General features: G+C 55.1%; 18 protein-coding genes. 12 read left to right on the top strand and 6 right to left on the bottom strand.

Features of this window, described 5'->3' with window-relative positions; all coding sequences use genetic code 11:
• Positions 1–22 precede the first annotated feature (22 nt).
• Positions 23–901, top strand: coding sequence for a putrescine utilization regulator PtrR (gene ptrR, locus MRY16398_RS14035; protein WP_039078935.1), 879 nt, complete (start codon positions 23–25; stop codon positions 899–901).
• On the opposite strand, the gene MRY16398_RS14030 is transcribed toward ptrR, so the two are convergent.
• Complete coding sequence (locus MRY16398_RS14030; RefSeq protein ID WP_107222769.1) at positions 855–1,337, bottom strand: GNAT family N-acetyltransferase; 483 nt, start codon at positions 1,335–1,337, stop codon at positions 855–857. The two genes, ptrR and MRY16398_RS14030, sit on opposite strands and share 47 nt — an antisense overlap.
• A gap of 147 nt (positions 1,338–1,484) precedes the next feature.
• Here MRY16398_RS14030 and MRY16398_RS14025 point away from each other — a divergent pair, with 147 nt between their 5' ends.
• Entirely contained in the window at positions 1,485–2,429 is a 945-nt protein-coding gene (locus tag MRY16398_RS14025) for an L-lactate dehydrogenase (RefSeq protein WP_039078933.1), read from the top strand.
• A 13-nt stretch (positions 2,430–2,442) separates the two neighbouring features.
• On the opposite strand, the gene MRY16398_RS14020 is transcribed toward MRY16398_RS14025, so the two are convergent.
• Genes MRY16398_RS14020 through dtnK form a run of 3 tightly spaced genes read right to left on the bottom strand, consistent with a single transcriptional unit; the run spans position 2,443 to position 5,420 of the window.
• Positions 2,443–3,204 carry a DeoR/GlpR family DNA-binding transcription regulator gene (locus MRY16398_RS14020; protein WP_039078932.1) on the bottom strand — a complete coding sequence of 254 codons (762 nt, stop codon included), beginning with the start codon at positions 3,202–3,204 and terminating at the stop codon, positions 2,443–2,445.
• Position 3,205: 1 nt separating this feature from the next.
• Positions 3,206–4,192 carry a D-threonate 4-phosphate dehydrogenase gene (locus MRY16398_RS14015; protein WP_107222770.1) on the bottom strand — a complete coding sequence of 329 codons (987 nt, stop codon included), beginning with the start codon at positions 4,190–4,192 and terminating at the stop codon, positions 3,206–3,208.
• Entirely contained in the window at positions 4,185–5,420 is a 1,236-nt protein-coding gene (gene dtnK / locus MRY16398_RS14010; protein ID WP_125124619.1) for a D-threonate kinase, read from the bottom strand. The genes MRY16398_RS14015 and dtnK overlap by 8 nt, the downstream gene beginning before the upstream one ends.
• A 175-nt stretch (positions 5,421–5,595) precedes the next feature.
• Between dtnK and MRY16398_RS14005 the strand changes: the two genes are divergently transcribed.
• From MRY16398_RS14005 to MRY16398_RS13980, 6 genes are all read left to right on the top strand, one after another.
• Entirely contained in the window at positions 5,596–6,735 is a 1,140-nt protein-coding gene (locus MRY16398_RS14005) for an iron-containing alcohol dehydrogenase (protein WP_071194322.1), read from the top strand.
• Positions 6,736–6,756: 21 nt separating this feature from the next.
• Positions 6,757–7,641, top strand: coding sequence for a dihydrodipicolinate synthase family protein (locus MRY16398_RS14000; RefSeq protein WP_125124618.1), 885 nt, complete (start codon positions 6,757–6,759; stop codon positions 7,639–7,641).
• 75 nt (positions 7,642–7,716) lie between these two features.
• Complete coding sequence (locus MRY16398_RS13995; RefSeq protein WP_079498237.1) at positions 7,717–9,129, top strand: sodium:solute symporter family protein; 1,413 nt, start codon at positions 7,717–7,719, stop codon at positions 9,127–9,129.
• Position 9,130: 1 nt separating this feature from the next.
• Positions 9,131–10,294, top strand: a complete 1,164-nt coding sequence (locus MRY16398_RS13990) for a sialidase family protein (protein ID WP_079498235.1) — start codon at positions 9,131–9,133, stop codon at positions 10,292–10,294.
• On the top strand, positions 10,291–10,761 hold the full coding sequence (locus MRY16398_RS13985; protein ID WP_125124617.1) for a YhcH/YjgK/YiaL family protein: 471 nt from the start codon (positions 10,291–10,293) through the stop codon (positions 10,759–10,761). The genes MRY16398_RS13990 and MRY16398_RS13985 overlap by 4 nt, the downstream gene beginning before the upstream one ends.
• 2 nt (positions 10,762–10,763) lie before the next feature.
• On the top strand, positions 10,764–11,441 hold the full coding sequence (locus MRY16398_RS13980) for an SDR family NAD(P)-dependent oxidoreductase (RefSeq protein ID WP_039078925.1): 678 nt from the start codon (positions 10,764–10,766) through the stop codon (positions 11,439–11,441).
• 52 nt (positions 11,442–11,493) lie between these two features.
• On the opposite strand, the gene MRY16398_RS13975 is transcribed toward MRY16398_RS13980, so the two are convergent.
• Positions 11,494–12,288: a PhzF family phenazine biosynthesis protein gene (locus MRY16398_RS13975; RefSeq protein WP_125124616.1), complete on the bottom strand. Its 795-nt coding sequence runs from the start codon at positions 12,286–12,288 to the stop codon at positions 11,494–11,496.
• Between the two features lie 182 nt (positions 12,289–12,470).
• On the opposite strand from MRY16398_RS13975, the gene MRY16398_RS13970 reads away from it, so the two are divergent.
• Positions 12,471–13,673: a sugar transporter gene (locus MRY16398_RS13970; RefSeq protein WP_039078923.1), complete on the top strand. Its 1,203-nt coding sequence runs from the start codon at positions 12,471–12,473 to the stop codon at positions 13,671–13,673.
• A gap of 95 nt (positions 13,674–13,768) precedes the next feature.
• Here the strand turns inward: MRY16398_RS13970 and MRY16398_RS13965 are convergent, their stop codons facing one another.
• Positions 13,769–14,443: a MarC family NAAT transporter gene (locus MRY16398_RS13965; protein WP_039078922.1), complete on the bottom strand. Its 675-nt coding sequence runs from the start codon at positions 14,441–14,443 to the stop codon at positions 13,769–13,771.
• A 239-nt stretch (positions 14,444–14,682) separates the two neighbouring features.
• Here MRY16398_RS13965 and marR point away from each other — a divergent pair, with 239 nt between their 5' ends.
• Genes marR through marB form a run of 3 tightly spaced genes read left to right on the top strand, consistent with a single transcriptional unit; the run spans position 14,683 to position 15,766 of the window.
• Positions 14,683–15,117, top strand: coding sequence for a multiple antibiotic resistance transcriptional regulator MarR (gene marR / locus MRY16398_RS13960; protein WP_039078921.1), 435 nt, complete (start codon positions 14,683–14,685; stop codon positions 15,115–15,117).
• An 18-nt stretch (positions 15,118–15,135) separates the two neighbouring features.
• Entirely contained in the window at positions 15,136–15,519 is a 384-nt protein-coding gene (marA, locus tag MRY16398_RS13955; protein ID WP_139153698.1) for an MDR efflux pump AcrAB transcriptional activator MarA, read from the top strand.
• A 31-nt stretch (positions 15,520–15,550) separates the two neighbouring features.
• Positions 15,551–15,766: a multiple antibiotic resistance protein MarB gene (gene marB / locus MRY16398_RS13950; protein ID WP_039078919.1), complete on the top strand. Its 216-nt coding sequence runs from the start codon at positions 15,551–15,553 to the stop codon at positions 15,764–15,766.
• Positions 15,767–15,794: the final 28 nt, after the last annotated feature.

Here is a 15,794-nt window from a genome sequence, read left to right as displayed (position 1 = left end):
CTATTCACGAATGGAGAACACTATGGATTTAACGCAGCTTGAGATGTTTAACGCCGTGGCGCAGACCGGCAGCATTACCCAGGCCGCGCAAAAAGTGCATCGTGTGCCGTCGAACCTGACCACCCGCATTCGCCAGCTTGAGGCCGACCTGGGGGTGGATCTCTTTATTCGTGAAAACCAGCGGCTGCGTCTTTCCCCCGCCGGGCACAGCTTTTTGCGCTACAGCCAGCAGATCCTCGCGCTGGTTGATGAAGCGCGGATGGTTGTGGCCGGGGACGAGCCACAGGGGTTGTTTTCGCTCGGTTCGCTGGAGAGCACCGCAGCAGTGCGTATACCGGCCACACTGGCGAAATATAATCAGCGCTATCCGCGCATTCAGTTCGATCTGGCAACCGGGCCTTCCGGCACGATGATTGACGGTATTCTTGATGGCACGCTGAGCGCCGCCTTTGTCGATGGACCGGTGATGCATCCCGGTCTGGAAGGCATTCCGGTCTACCGTGAAGAGATGATGATTGTCGCCCCGCACGGCCACGAGCCCATCACCCGGGCCGCCCAGGTAAATGGTTCCAGTATTTATGCGTTTCGCGCCAACTGTTCCTATCGTCGCCATTTTGAGAGCTGGTTTCACGCCGATCAGGCTACCCCCGGGAAAATCCACGAAATGGAGTCCTATCACGGCATGCTGGCCTGCGTGATTGCCGGTGCCGGACTGGCGCTTATTCCGCGCAGCATGCTGGAAAGTATGCCCGGTCACCACCAGGTCGGCGCCTGGCCGCTGGCGGAAAACTGGCGCTGGCTGAACACCTGGCTGGTGTGGCGGCGTGGTGCGAAAACCCGCCACCTGGATGCCTTTATTGAAGTGCTGAAAGCCGATCCGCAGTCAGCCGTTTTTCCATAAAAATACTGAGCGGATCTTCTGCGTAAGGGGCAAAAGCCTCCCGCTGCTGGTATCCGCAGCGTGTATAAAGACGAACTGCCGACTGCTGTTTAATGCCCGTCTCCAGGCGCAGCGTATGGCACTCGCGCGCAACGGCCGCCGCCTCCAGGGCATTCAGCAGCTTATCCCCCAGTTGCTGACCCCGGTGGCGCGCATCGATATAGACCCGCTTCATCTCACCGGTACCATCGTCGTTAAGCACAATGGCACCGCAGCCGACCACCTCTCCGGACGTATGTACGATGGCTTGCATGATTACGCTCTCAGGTGGCAGGGTTGCCAGATCCAGCAGGTGATTACTCTCCGCCGGATAGAGTTGGGTTTGATAAGCATCCAGGGCGGCAATCAGAGTACGAATGCCCGGCTGGCTCGCCGAGGCGGGGATAAAGGTATACATGGGCTCTCCTGTTATGGTTCTGTTAAATTACGCGCAAACCCTGCTCACTTCGCCATACAATTAACTTATATATCCCTGTCCGGATTGCATAAATCGCGCCTGCGGCGGTAATTTACGCTCACGCGTAATCGTGATAACGGAAGAGAAATGAATACCAGAGCCCGCAAAGTGATGATCATCGGTACTGGCAATGTTGGCGCATCGGCGGCTTACGCCCTGCTGAATCAGAACATTGCCGAAGAGTTGATCCTTGTTGATTTGAACCGCGATCGCGTTGAAGGCCATGTGCAGGATCTGGCGGATGCTGCCGCGTATATGCCGGGCATGATGCATATCACCCACCGCGACGCCGCCGACTGTGCCGATGTGGACATTGCGGTCATCACTGTCTCCGGCGGCCCGCTTAAACCGGGGCAGACCCGCCTGGACGAGCTACAAAACACCGCGCGTATCGTTAAAAACATTGTGCCGCAGATGATGGAAAACGGCTTTAACGGCATCTTTCTGATTGCCACCAACCCGTGCGACATCATCACCTGGCAGGTGTGGAAACTCTCTGGCCTGCCGCGCAGCCAGGTCATTGGTACCGGCGTGTGGCTGGACACCACCCGGTTGCGGCGCGCGCTGGCGCAGACGCTGGATATCGGCGCGCAGAGTATCGATGCTTTTATCCTTGGCGAGCATGGCGACACCCAGTTTCCGGTGTGGTCGCACTCGTCGGTCTACGGTTCGCCGATTGCCGATGTCTGGAAGCGCCGTACCGGGCAGACGATCGATTTTGACGGACTGGCGGAGAGCGTGCGCAAGCACGGTTTTGAAATTTACGCCCGTAAAGGCTGCACCGAGTACGGTATTGCCGGGACCATTGCGGAAATCTGCCGCAATATCTTTACCGGAAGCCACCGCGCGCTGGCGATCTCCTGCGTACTTGACGGTGAGTATGGCGTAAGCGACGTTGCTATCGGTGTCCCGGCGGTCCTGACCCAGAGCGGCGTACAGCAGATTATTGAGTTACAGCTTGAAGAGGACGAAGTGGCGAAATTCAACCACTCCGTATCGGTAATAAAAGCCAATATCGCGCGCCTGCCCTGAGGGCGTGGCCCGGTTATTCCGCGATGGTTAACCGGGCAGGTAAAACGGCAAGTTTCTGGCGGATATCGTCACCCAGGTGACTGTCGGTGACAATATCTGTCAGTGAATCAAGACGGGCGACGTTAAACAGCGACCACGCCCCGTATTTACTGCTGTCGGCCAGCAACACCCGGCGCTGCGCATTATCAATCAATGCCCGTTTCAGCGCCGCCTTCTCTTCGGTTGGCGAGGTGATGCCTTTTTCCAAATCCCAACCGTTGCAGCTTACGAATGCCAGATCCGGCCAAATCCCCTGCAACAGTTTACGGCCATGATCGCCGATGCAGGACTGGCTGGTGTCATCAATACGCCCACCAATAATTGTCACTTCGATCTGCTTAAACTCGGAGAGGAACAGCGCAATGTGCAAATCGCTGGTGATCACCCGCAGCGGCAGATGCGTCAACTGACGAGCGAGTTCAATCATGGTGGTACCGGCATCAAGGACAATCGCGTCACCGGCTTTCACCAGCGACGCGGCCGCACAGGCGATGGCATGTTTTTCCGACAGGTTACGCTGCATTTTCTCATGCGTCGTCGGCTGCGAGGGGATAAACCGGTTAAGGGTAACGCCGCCGTGCGAACGGCTTATCACCCCTTCCTGATCGAGTTTGATCAAATCGCGGCGAATGGTGGCAGGAGACGCATTGGTGATGGTCACCAGTTGGTCTACCGTTACCAGATTATGGCCTTTCAGATAATCCATAATCTGTTCTAACCGGTTATATCCCTTCATATTATTCTCGTGTGATTTGCATAGCTAACTGGATGGAAACCGCCATGCTCTCCGGTTTCGCTTTTCCGGTCCAGGCGATATCAAAAGCGGTGCCATGATCCGCAGAGGTACGGATAAACGGCAAACCAGCAGTGATATTAACCCCATCGTAAAAGCCCAGCAATTTTAACGGAATATGTCCCTGATCGTGGTACATCGCCACCACCATGTCGTACATCCCTTCGTTGCACTGCATAAACACCGTATCTGGCGGGCACGGGCCGTAAACATTGATGCCTTCGGCTTTCATGGCCTCAACCGCCGGACCTACGGTGGTGATCTCTTCATCGCCAAACAGACCATTTTCTCCGGCATGCGGGTTCACCCCGGCCACCGCGATACGCGGATTTGCAAAGCCAACGCGTTTGAGGAACCTGTCCGCCACACGAATCACCGTCTTGATGCGATCCTGATTCAGGGTATCGAGGAATTTACGCAGCGCGATATGCGTAGTGACGTGAATCACTTTGAGTTTGTCGGTATAGAGCACCATCGCGTAGTCATTAATGTTGGTCAGTTTCGCCAACAGTTCAGTATGCCCCGGATAGTGGTGGCCGCCTAAGTGCAGTGCTTCTTTGTTCAGCGGTGCGGTGGCAATGGCCTTCACGTCGCCGGCCATCGCCAGTTCGGTCGCACGACGTACGCAGCGGTAGGCCAGATCGCCTGCCTGGGCTTGTACTTTACCGGGTTCCAATGCCTGCGGGTCCGCCAGCGGTTCATCCAGTACGTTAATCACGCCAGGGGCAAAATGGGCCTCACTGACCTGGTTAATAATGCGCAGTTCCGCATGCGGCGTGATGTTCAGCGCCAGAATACGGTTGAACGTTTGGGCACAGCCCACAACCACAACCGGCGCCCCGGACAGTTCCCCTTCGACCAGCGATTTAATAATAATCTCCGGACCAATCCCCGCAGGATCGCCCATGGTTACGGCAATAATGTTAGTCACTCGACTTCTCCTCAATAAAATGCAAAACCTTGCGCAACGTGGTTTCGTCGCCGAAACCGCCCGCTTTGGTCATCACTGGTCGTTGCCATTCGCAACCTGAAAAATATCCCCAGGGCACGCAACCTGCGGCGCGCCCACGAATCTGAAACCCTTTTGCCCCGAGCGCCCTGGCGACCGCTATCGCCACATCACCCCCCGAGAGATAGAGACCGTCAGGCGTACTGTGTTGCAGCACATCGCGGGTAAGTGCGCCTAAATAATCACAAATACGCTCGCCGCACTCAGCGCGGCTCACTCCCCAGCGCTCGCACAGCGCCGCCACCTGATGGCGCGCCTGTTCATCCGGGCAGGTATGGACCAGGCAATGGCGTCCACCGTTAAGCGCGGCGACAATCGCGGCGCGATAATCGGTGGCTGACGACTGAAAGACGTCATTAATGTCAACAAAGATGTGTTCGCAGCGTGGATGCTGCGCGGCTATGCTCACCTGTTTTTGAGCGATTTCACTCATTGAGCCGACAACCGCCAGTACTACCGGCTGTTTTTGCGGCGCCAGACGGCGTGACAGGGCATCACATAACCCGGCGGAACCGACCAGCAGCGGCCTTTCACTCGCCTGCATGGCATGGGTGATGATGTCATCCAGATCGGCGTCCGTTTGCGCATCCACCACCAGCAGCGCAGGGGCTTGCGCACTGCCACTCAAGAGTGCGACGGGCAACTGCGAGGGTGTGATGTTCTGGCTATGTCCGCTAAAGAGCGCGCCCACGTCCGCACGGGTAATCGGCGTTTTCGGATCGCTGGCAAACTCGGTGTCGGTAAGCAGCACGCCATTGACCAGGCATTTCCCCTCGCGGGTAATGCGCCCTGCAGCCGGAAATGCCGGGGCGATAATCACTGCCTTTGCCCCCGTAATTCGCTGCATGGCCATCACTTCCGCCCCCGGATTACCGCGCAACGTGGAATCTATCTTTTTCACCAGCCACGCGGGTGAAGAGAGACGCAGTACGCTTTCGGTCAATGCAGCGACCTTCTCGTACGCCGCCGTCGCCGTCATCGCCCGGCTGTCGCTGTTATAAATGAGCGCCTGCGCATCACTTTGATATGTCGCTTCCAGTGCCACTTCTACACGCATCCCTGCCTGTGCCAGGCTTACGCCCGCATCGTTTGCGCCTGTGAAGTCATCGGCCAGAATCACCACTTGCTGGACCGCGCTTTGTTTGTTCATCCCTACTCCGCGTCGTTACGTTCTGGGTATGATTATATTCAATCATAATTGATTATATGTGAGCAAGATCAACTTATTTAATTTGCGAATAAATTATAAATTTATGCCATACAGTGACCGTGATTGAAAAAAGATGATTGAGTTCAATCACCACAAAGACAGACAGGAGAACGTTGTGGTAACAATAAACAGCACCCTGATAAGCGGCGCAGGGGCCATCCCCGCTATCGCGCCTTTGCTTACGGGTAAAAAGAAACTCTTACTGGTCAGCGATGGCAACGTCATCAAACTTGCCGCAACGCAGCAAATTCTGACGCTGCTGCAGGCAGAAGGCCGACTGGTACAGATTATTGACAACGTACCGCCGGAACCCAGCCAGCATGATGTCGCCCGTATTCTCGCCGATGCGCCAGACGCGGCATTTGATCTGGTCGTCGGTATCGGCGGCGGCAGCGTTCTCGACGTCAGCAAACTGTTATCGGTACTTTATCACCCGAGCTCTCCGGGCCTTGACGCCCTGCTGGCCGGGGAAAAGCCGACCGCACGCGTACCGTCTTTATTGATTCCGGCCACCGCCGGGACCGGCTCCGAAGCCACGCCGAATGCGATTCTGGCGATCCCGGAACAGAACACCAAAGTGGGGATCATCTCTCCGGTGCTGCTGCCGGATTATGTCGCCCTGCTGCCGGAACTGACCACCAGCATGCCTGCGCATATCGCCTCTTCTACCGGTATTGATGCCCTGTGCCACCTGATCGAGTGCTTTACCGCCACGATCGCCAACCCGGTAAGCGACAACGTCGCCCTGACCGGTCTGCGTAAGCTTCTGCACAACATCGAAACCGCCGTCAGTGAGCCACACAACCTCACCGCGCGCCTCGAAATGTTGTGGGCCTCTTATTACGGTGGGGCGGCGATCACACATGCGGGTACCCACCTGGTGCATGCGCTTTCCTATCCGCTGGGTGGCACTTACCACCTGCCGCACGGTGTCGCCAATGCCATTCTGCTGGCCCCCTGCATGAAAGTGGTGCGCCCGTATGCCGTCGAAAAATTTGCGCAGGTGTGGGATCTGGTTCCGGGCGCGGATACCACGCTCAGCGATGAGGATAAATCCCACGCGCTGGTGGATTACTTTGCCGCGCTGGTAAAACGCCTCAACCTGCCGGACAACCTGGAAGCGCTGGGGGTGCCGCGCGCGGATGTTCCGTCGCTGGCCGATGCCGCCCTGAACGTTAAGCGCTTGATGAATAATGCCCCTTGCACTGTTGATCACGCCGCCGTGCAAGCGATTTACCAGACATTGTTTCACTGATTTTTCATGGAGAGTTGTGCAATGAGTAAGAAAATTGAAGGCGTGCTGACGGCGATCGTCACGCCTTTTGATGAAGAAGGCGGATTGAACGTTCAGTCACTAAAAGAACAGGTCAATCGCCAACTGGCTGCCGGAAACGGTATTTTCTGCGGCGGCACAAACGGTGAGTTTTTTGTGCTGAATGAGCAGGAAAAAATCACCGTCACCGCAGCCTGTGTTGAGGAAGTGGCCGGTCGCGCCAATGTGGTGGCTCATATTGGTGAGATCGCTACCCGCGAAACGATTCGTCTGGGTAAACAGATTGAAAAACTGGGCGTCGACGCGGTATCCGTGATCACCCCCTATTTTGTGCCCTTAAAACAAAACGAATTAATTAACCATTATACCGCTGTCGCTGATGCCCTTAGCGTCCCGGTATTTCTCTATAACATCCCTGCCCGCACCGGGAATACTCTTGAACCGCAAACCGTTCGCGTGTTGGCGGAACATCCGAACATTATTGGCATTAAAGACAGCGCAGGCAGCTATGAAAGCCTGAGCGGATTTCTGAACGCCGTAAAAGATATCGATAATTTCGATGTCCTTAACGGACCGGACTCCCTGATTCACCGGGGGTTCGTGGAAGGGTGTTCAGCCTGTATCTCTGGCCTTGCGAACGTCGCCCCGAATGAAATTAATGCGATCTGGTCGCATTTCAGGGCTGGCGACGTGGAAGGTTCTCGTCAGGCGCAAGAAAATGTCACCGGCCTGCGCACCGATCTCTATAGCGTAGGGTTCTCTCCGGCGGCGATTAAAAAAGCAGTACAACTGATGGGCTATAACGTCGGCGAAAGTCGTTATGCCGTTTCATTCACCGAAGAACAACAACTGCAAATTCGCCAGATAGTGACGCAGTACGTGCGTTAAGGCGTTTTTCATTCGTCATTAGAATATTGGGCACCTCAGGTGCCCTGGCTTCACTCGCCCCAAAGAGAGGCAAAGATGAACACGTTTACTTCACAAGATACCCTGATCATTGTCGGTATAGTCATTGCCTATATCGTCTTTACCACCTGGCTTACCTTCCGTTTACGCAGTAAAAACTCCGGCGATTTTATGGAAGGCTCGCGCGCAATGCCGGCCTTTCTGGTAGGCATCTTATTGATGTCTGAATACATCGGCGCCAAATCCACTATCGGTACCGCACAGGCCGCGTTTGAAGGTGGGATTGCCGCCTCATGGTCCGTTCTGGGCGCGGCTATCGGTTTCCCGTTGTTTGGTCTGCTGCTGGTAAAACGTATTTATAACACCGGCAAAATCACCATCTCCGGCGCGATTGCGGAAAAATACGGCAACAGCACTAAGAACATCATTTCTATCATCATGATCTACGCGTTGTTGCTGGTAAACGTCGGTAACTACGTCAGCGGCGCGGCGGCTATCGCAACCGTGCTGAAAGTGAGTCTGCCGGTGGCAGCCTTTATTACCGCGATTGTCAGTACATTCTACTTCGCTTACGGCGGGATGAAAGGGGTCGCCTGGGTTACCCTGCTGCACAGCGCACTGAAATATTTTGGTATCCTGGTGATCATGGGCTTCGCGCTGTACAAAACTGGTGGTTTCACCCCTATGATCAGAGAGATGCCGCACTTCTACTGGACCTGGGACGGTAACTTTGGTCCAAGCACGATTTTCGCGTGGTTGATTGGCACCATCGGCTCTATTTTTTGTACCCAGTTCGTGATTCAGGCCATCTGTTCTACCAAAGACGTGAAATCCGCTAAACGTTCCACCTGGATTGCCTTCTGGTTCTGTCTGCCTATTTCCCTGGCGATTGCGGTGATCGGTGTGGCAGCCAAATATCTGCATCCGGAAATCAGCAGCCTGTACGCGATGCCTATCTTCCTGCAGGATATGAATCCGTGGATTGCCGGACTCGTGACAACGTCACTTGTTGCCTCCATTTTCGTGAGTGTGAGTACCGTGGCGCTGGCTATCGCCTCGCTGGTCGTCAAAGATTTCTACGTGCCTTACCGCAATCCAACGCCGGAGCAGGAATTTAAAGCGACGCGCTGGCTGTCTCTCTTTATTGGCTTCCTGCCGCTGATTTTCGTGCTGCTGGTCCCGGAAGTACTGAAACTGTCGTTCTTTACCCGTGCTATTCGGTTGTCCATCACCGTGGTCGCTGTGATTGCCTTCTATGCGCCCTTCTTTAAAAGCACCCGTGGTGCGAATGCTGGCCTGATTGGCGCCTGTGTCGTCACGTCTGTCTGGTACGTGCTGGGCGACCCGTTTGGTATTAACAATATGTATATTGCGCTGATTACCCCTGCGGTGATTATGGTTCTTGACCGTCTGATCCCGAATAAAGAACACCCAAAAGCGCCAACACCCGTTCAAAATAGTGGAGTTTGATATGTCCGTAACCGTTAATCGTGATGGTGTAATTCGTCAACAGGAAGACGCACAGGTACTGAGTGCAATGCTGCCCTCGCCCTGCCCGCAAAACCACGCGGCCAACATCCTGCCGCTACCTGATGGCACACTGATGTGTGTCTGGTTTGGTGGCACCCAGGAAGGGGTAGCGGATATTTCCGTATGGGGCTCACGCCTCGCACCGGGCAGCGAACGCTGGAGTGACGCGGTGAAGCTGTCTGACGATGCCACCCGCTCTGAACAGAACCCGGTCCTTTTTCTGGCCCCGGATAACGTACTGTGGCTGATGTGGACCGCGCAGATCTCCGGCAACCAGGACACGGCAATCGTCCGCTATCGCCAGTCGACCGATCTGGGTGTCAGTTGGGGTGAGATTGCCACGCTGCTTGATAAACCGGGCACCTTTATTCGCCAGCCGATCACCGTACTGGAAAACGGCAACTGGCTGCTGCCGGTCTTCTATTGCCGCACAAAACCGGGCGAAAAATGGGTGGGTAATGATGATGTCAGCGCGGTGAAAATCTCCGCCGACCAGGGGAAAACCTGGCGTGATGTTGACGTTCCGCAAAGTCTCGGCTGCGTGCATATGAACATCACCGCGCTACACAACGGCACGCTGGTCGCGCTCTTTCGCAGCCGCTGGGCGGATAACATCTATTACAGCCAGTCCACTGATGGCGGTGAAAGCTGGTCCGTACCGGAACCGACAACGCTGCCTAACAACAACTCGTCTATTCAGGTCACGACACTGGCGGACGGTAATCTGGCGCTGGTCTTTAACCACATGAGTGCCGCCGGTGCGCTGGAACGTCGCGCCTCCTTATACGATGAGATTGATGATGGCGACGGACGTAAAGAGCCGGAAGTGACCGAAGGGCGAAGCGCGTTCTGGGGGGCGCCGCGCGCGCCGATGACCGTGGCGATATCGCCTGACGGCGGGAAAAGCTGGCCGTGGCAGCGTCATCTTGATGAAGGCGACGGCTATTGCATGACCAATAACTCCCAGGAAAAACTAAACCGTGAGTTCTCCTACCCGAGCATCAAACAGGGCGCGGACGGCAGTTTGCATATTGCTTACACGTATTTCCGCCAGGCGATTAAATACGTGCGCGTATCACCAGAATGGGTTAAGGAGTCAGTGTGATTTTTGGCAATCTTAACGCCCTGCCGCAGGCAGGGTTACCTGCGGTGTTGCGCGATATTCTCGCGCTTCCCCAGTGTTCGCTCGCTGCACTGCAGACGCGCGATGACGGACGTTTTCAGTTACCGGGCGCAGAATGGTTCTGTACCGTTGGCCCGTCCAACACGCAACGGCGTGAAGACCGCCATACGGAATATCACCACCAGTGGGCGGATGTTCAGGTACTGCTGACGGGGGAAGAAATTATCTGCGCCGGTACGCAAAATACGCCGCTGGCAACGGATGAGGAACGTAAACCGGATCTGTTTATCACCACCACCGCAGAACTGCCGGTCAGTATGCTACTGCAAGCGGGTGATTTTGCCGTGTTCTTACCCGGCGAACCGCATCAGGCACTGTGCGCGGCGGCGGAACCCATGACCGTTCGCAAAGCGGTGTTCAAAGTGCCGCGCTCACTGCTGGGGGTGTAAACATGCCACATGCGATTGTAACGGGGGCAAGTTCCGGGATTGGCGAGGCCATTGTCAGCCGCCTGCTTGAGCAGGGGTGGAATGTCACCGGGCTTAGCCGTTCGAAGGTCACGCGCGACAACACACACTTTAACAGTGTCTGTGTCGATCTCAGCGACAGCGCGGCGCTGCGTGATGTGCTCAATACCCTGCCCGTGCCCCATGCGCTCATTCATGCCGCCGGAATGATGGCCGCCGCACCGCTTGGTGAAATAACGCCTGAGGTCAGTCAGCGGTTGTGGCAATTGCATGTGCTGGCGGCGGAAACACTGGTGAACCACTTCGCTCCACAGATGGCCTCCGGGGGCAGGATCGTGGTTATCGGTAGCCGGACGTCGCGCGGCGCGGCGGGACGATCGCAGTATGTTGCCACCAAAGCGGCGCTGGTGGGAATGGTGCGCAGTTGGGCAGCGGAGCTTGCGCCGCGAGGTATCACGGCCAACGTGGTGGCGCCGGGTGCGACGCAAACGCCGATGCTCAGTGCGCCCGGACGCGAAAGCTCGCCACCCAATATGCCGCCCATCGGACGGTTGATTAAACCGGAAGAAGTGGCCGCGCTGGTGGGATTCGTTCTGTCACCGGACGCGGCGGCCATGACCGGTCAGGAGCTGGTGATATGCGGCGGCGCATCGCTTAAGTAACGAAAAAGGGGTGACACTGTCACCCCTTTAACTTTCTCAACGGTGCTTATTTTTAACCACGCAAATAGACTTTGCCAATCAGATAAATGGTGGCCTGGCCGCCAATCAATACCCTTTCGCCACGCGCTTCGCAGCGCAGTTCTCCGCCACGGGCTGAGAGCTGGCGGGCCTGCAAAACGGTCTTACCGAGCTTATCCGCCCAGTACGGAATCAACATGCTATGAGTCGAACCGGTTACCGGATCTTCCGGCACTGATTCACCCGGACAGAAAAAGCGACTGACAAAATCGTGCTCGTCGCCCGGTGCGGTAATACAGACCATTTTGTTTAAGGGGGTCATCGCGGCGATATCCGGGGTAACGGCTTCAACCTGCTGTTGATTATCCAGCACCACCATGTAATCGCGTGCCACACGCACCTCTTTGGCCTGGGTGATACCGAGCGTTTCAAACAGCAGCGCAGGCGGCGTTTCCACCTTTTCTGTTTGCCAGGCCGGGAAGTCCAGCGTCAGCCAGTCGCCTTTGCGACTTACGGTAAGCGGGCCAACAAAGCGGGTAGTAAAGTTAATCTGCGTCTCGGGGTAGTCCAGATATTCGAAAATCACATGGGCTGCGGCAAGCGTGGCGTGACCACAAAGGTTGATTTCATACTGCGTGGTAAACCAGCGCAGCTCGAAACCGTCGTCGTTACGAACAAAGAAGGCGGTTTCCGATTGATTATGTTGTTGCGCCATTTTCAACAGCACGTCATCAGGTAACCATTCTGTTAGTGGACAAACGGCGGCGGCGTTGCCGCCAAACGTACGGTCGCTGAACGCGTCCACCATGTAGAAGTCGATTGTATGCATAGCCTTTCCTCTTGTTTTCCTTTTTGTTTTAGTTCGTTTTTCCCTTGTATTGCTTTTTGTTTCAACTGGCATCGTTGTGCCCCACCGAAAAATGAGACATTGATCACAAAAAGTTTGTATTTTGAGCAGAATTAGATCTAAGATCTGCACATCTTCTTCTCCTGCTACCGATCCCAAAATATATGACAACACAAATGGTTTCACGAAAAGTCGCGTGGCTCCGGGTGGTGACGCTTGCCGTTGCTGCGTTCATTTTTAATACCACTGAGTTCGTGCCCGTGGGGCTGCTGTCGGACATCGCGCAAAGCTTTGACATGGAAACACCGCAGGTCGGTATTATGCTGACGATCTACGCCTGGGTTGTGGCGCTGATGTCGCTGCCGTTTATGCTACTGACCAGCCAGGTGGAGCGCCGTAAGCTGCTGATTGGCCTGTTCGTGCTGTTTATTGGGAGCCATGTTCTCTCCTTCCTGGCGTGGAATTTCCATGTGCTGGTGATAAGCCGCATCGGTATCGCTTTCGCCCATGCTATTTTCTGGTCTATTACCGCCTCCCTGGCCATTCGCCTCGCCCCGGCAGGCAAACGCGCGCAGGCGCTGAGTCTTATTGCTACCGGTACGGCGCTGGCTATGGTGCTGGGTATTCCGATTGGTCGCGTCGTCGGGCAATATTTTGGCTGGCGTACCACCTTCTTCGCCATCGGTTTTGGTGCGCTGGTCACCCTGCTGTGTCTGATCAAACTGTTGCCGAAACTGCCCAGCGAGCACTCCGGTTCGCTGCGTAGTCTGCCGGAACTGTTCCGTCGCCCGGCGCTGTTATCGATTTATTTGCTGACGGTCGTGGTGGTTACCGCCCATTACACCGCCTACAGCTATATTGAGCCGTTCGTGCAGAATGTGGCGGGCTTTAGCGGTAATTTCGCTACCTTACTGCTGCTGATTCTCGGCGGTGCGGGGATCTTTGGCAGCGTGCTGTTTGGCAAGCTGGGCAATAAACATGCCTCCGGTCTTATTAGCGGCGCAATTGGCCTGCTGCTCATTTCGCTGTTGCTGCTGCGCCCTGCGGCAGGCAGTGAGATGAACCTTGCCGTGTTGAGCGTCTTCTGGGGTATCGCGATTATGATTATCGGCCTCGGTATGCAGGTGAAAGTCCTGGCGCTGGCACCGGACGCGACCGATGTCGCCATGTCACTGTTTTCCGGCATTTTCAATATCGGGATTGGCGCGGGCGCGCTGGTCGGTAACCAAGTCAGCCTGCAATGGTCGATGTCAGCCATTGGCTATGCGGGCGCCATTCCGGCGCTGGCCGCGCTGGTCTGGTCGGTCGTGATTTTCCGTCGCTGGCCGGTATCGCTTGAAGAAAGACAGCAACCGCACCATATGTAATGCCTCACCGTCAGCGGGTCGCAGTTGCGCTACCGCTGACGGTATTTATCTCCCCGCATCTGGCTCTGGCGGCCATCAGCGTAACGTCTGTCACATCAGGCAGCGGCGTGGTAGGTCGTAATGATTTCCAGCACGCCATTAATGATAAATTGCACCCCCATACAGACCAGCAAAAAGCCCATCAGACGAGAAATAGCCTCAATTCCACCCTTTCCTACCAGCCGCATTATCGCCCCGGAACTGCGCAGACATCCCCACAGGATCACCGCCACGGTGGCGAAAATCAGCGGTGGCGCAATCCACAACACCCATTCAGGGAAGGCGCTGCTTTCGCGCACGGTCGACGCGGAACTGATGATCATCGCAATCGTCCCCGGCCCGGCAGTACTCGGCATCGCTAACGGCACGAAAGCGATATTGGCCGTCGGTTCGTCTTCCAGCTCTTCCGATTTGGTTTTGATCTCCGGCGCTTCATGCATTTTCTGCGGCGGGAAAAGCATACGAAAGCCGATAAAGGCCACGATAAGCCCACCGGCGATACGCAACCCCGGAATTGAAATCCCGAAGGTGTTCATCACCACTTGTCCGGCATAATAGGCCACCATCATGATGGCAAAGACATAGACAGAGGCCATCAGCGACTGGTGATTGCGCTGGGCGCTGTTCATATTGCCGGCGAGCCCTAAAAAGAGCGCAACGGTGGTGAGCGGGTTTGCCAACGGCAGTATCACCACCAGTCCAAGGCCAATTACTTTCAATAAATCCATCATCTAATAAGGCTCTCCAGGGCCAACAAACGTACCGGAGAGTATATCTTCATCGCGACCTGCCCGGCAGTGGCTTTGCTTATCTCTTTATTAATTAAGAAAAAACAAAGAGATAGCTGACGAAAAATGCAGACATAACGCGGCTTTAGCAAATCGTGGCATAAGCTAATTCATTCAGTTGACTTATACTTGCCTGAGCAATAATATCTGCCGTGACTAATATACTTGCCGGGGCAACCACTGTGAAAAGCACAAGTGATCTGTTTAACGAAATCATTCCACTTGGTCGCTTGATCCATATGGTTAACCAAAAGAAAGATCGCTTACTTAACGACTATCTCGCGCCGCTGGATGTCACCGCCACGCAATTTAAGGTGCTCTGTTCTATCCGCTGCCAGGGATGTATCACCCCGGTTGAATTAAAAAAGATCCTCTCTGTCGACCTTGGTGCGCTGACGCGCATGCTTGACCGACTGGTCTGCAAAGGCTGGATCGAAAGAAATCCTAATCCGCATGACAAACGCGGCGTACTGGTGCAATTAACCACCGACGGCGCCGCGTTATGTGAGCAATGTCATCAATTAGTAGGGCAAAACCTGCATCAGGAATTAACAAAAAACTTAACGGCAGAAGAAGTGGCAACTCTGGAGCACTTGCTCAAGAAGATCTTGCCGTAACGAAAAAGAGGTATGACGATGTCCAGACGCAATACTGACGCCATCACTATTCATAGCATTTTGGACTGGATTGAAGATAACCTGGAATCGCCGCTCTCACTGGAAAAAGTGTCAGAGCGTTCGGGTTACTCCAAATGGCACCTGCAACGGATGTTTAAAAAAGAGACGGGGCACTCCCTGGGACAGTACATTCGCAGCCGTAAGCTGACTGAAATCGCACAGAAGCTGAAAGGCAGTAATGAACCGATCCTGTATCTCGCGGAGCGCTATGGGTTTGAATCGCAACAAACCCTGACGCGCACGTTCAAAAACTACTTTGACGTGCCGCCACACAAGTATCGTGTGACAGAAATACCCGGAGAGTCTCGCTATCTATTTCCGTTAAACCACTGTAATTGCTAATCGCCTGTTTTAAAGACGTATCGAGGAAATCATGAAACGTATTGCCTGTGCCGCCCTCACCGTGATGGTGTTACTGACCGGCCAGAGTTATGCGGAACAATTCGCACACCCTGCGAAACAGAACCCACGTGACACAATGGTAATGCCCACCTCCCATGAACAGTCGCCTTTCGACTTTAACCACATGGGAGCCGGGAGTGATAAATCCGACGAATTGGGCGTGCCTTACTACAACGAGCGCACCTAATCGTTTTGCCCCGCCTTCGGCGGGGCTT

The organism is Phytobacter sp. MRY16-398 (genome assembly GCF_003925915.1).
Taxonomy (GTDB): Bacteria; Pseudomonadota; Gammaproteobacteria; order Enterobacterales; family Enterobacteriaceae; genus Phytobacter; species Phytobacter diazotrophicus.
The sequence above is the reverse complement of the archived record's forward strand: the minus strand, read 5'-3'. Positions and strand labels throughout refer to the sequence as shown.

What these genes read in the sequence shown, in the direction of transcription:
- ptrR (WP_039078935.1), top strand. Translation starts at nt 23, where the DNA reads ATGGATTTAACGCAGCTTGAGATGTTTAACGCCGTGGCGCAGACCGGC.
- MRY16398_RS14030 (WP_107222769.1), bottom strand. Translation starts at nt 1,337, where the DNA reads ATGTATACCTTTATCCCCGCCTCGGCGAGCCAGCCGGGCATTCGTACT.
- MRY16398_RS14025 (WP_039078933.1), top strand. Translation starts at nt 1,485, where the DNA reads ATGAATACCAGAGCCCGCAAAGTGATGATCATCGGTACTGGCAATGTT.
- MRY16398_RS14020 (WP_039078932.1), bottom strand. Translation starts at nt 3,204, where the DNA reads ATGAAGGGATATAACCGGTTAGAACAGATTATGGATTATCTGAAAGGC.
- dtnK (WP_125124619.1), bottom strand. Translation starts at nt 5,420, where the DNA reads ATGAACAAACAAAGCGCGGTCCAGCAAGTGGTGATTCTGGCCGATGAC.
- MRY16398_RS14000 (WP_125124618.1), top strand. Translation starts at nt 6,757, where the DNA reads ATGAGTAAGAAAATTGAAGGCGTGCTGACGGCGATCGTCACGCCTTTT.
- MRY16398_RS13995 (WP_079498237.1), top strand. Translation starts at nt 7,717, where the DNA reads ATGAACACGTTTACTTCACAAGATACCCTGATCATTGTCGGTATAGTC.
- MRY16398_RS13990 (WP_079498235.1), top strand. Translation starts at nt 9,131, where the DNA reads ATGTCCGTAACCGTTAATCGTGATGGTGTAATTCGTCAACAGGAAGAC.
- MRY16398_RS13980 (WP_039078925.1), top strand. Translation starts at nt 10,764, where the DNA reads ATGCCACATGCGATTGTAACGGGGGCAAGTTCCGGGATTGGCGAGGCC.
- MRY16398_RS13975 (WP_125124616.1), bottom strand. Translation starts at nt 12,288, where the DNA reads ATGCATACAATCGACTTCTACATGGTGGACGCGTTCAGCGACCGTACG.
- MRY16398_RS13970 (WP_039078923.1), top strand. Translation starts at nt 12,471, where the DNA reads ATGACAACACAAATGGTTTCACGAAAAGTCGCGTGGCTCCGGGTGGTG.
- MRY16398_RS13965 (WP_039078922.1), bottom strand. Translation starts at nt 14,443, where the DNA reads ATGATGGATTTATTGAAAGTAATTGGCCTTGGACTGGTGGTGATACTG.
- marA (WP_139153698.1), top strand. Translation starts at nt 15,136, where the DNA reads ATGTCCAGACGCAATACTGACGCCATCACTATTCATAGCATTTTGGAC.
- marB (WP_039078919.1), top strand. Translation starts at nt 15,551, where the DNA reads ATGAAACGTATTGCCTGTGCCGCCCTCACCGTGATGGTGTTACTGACC.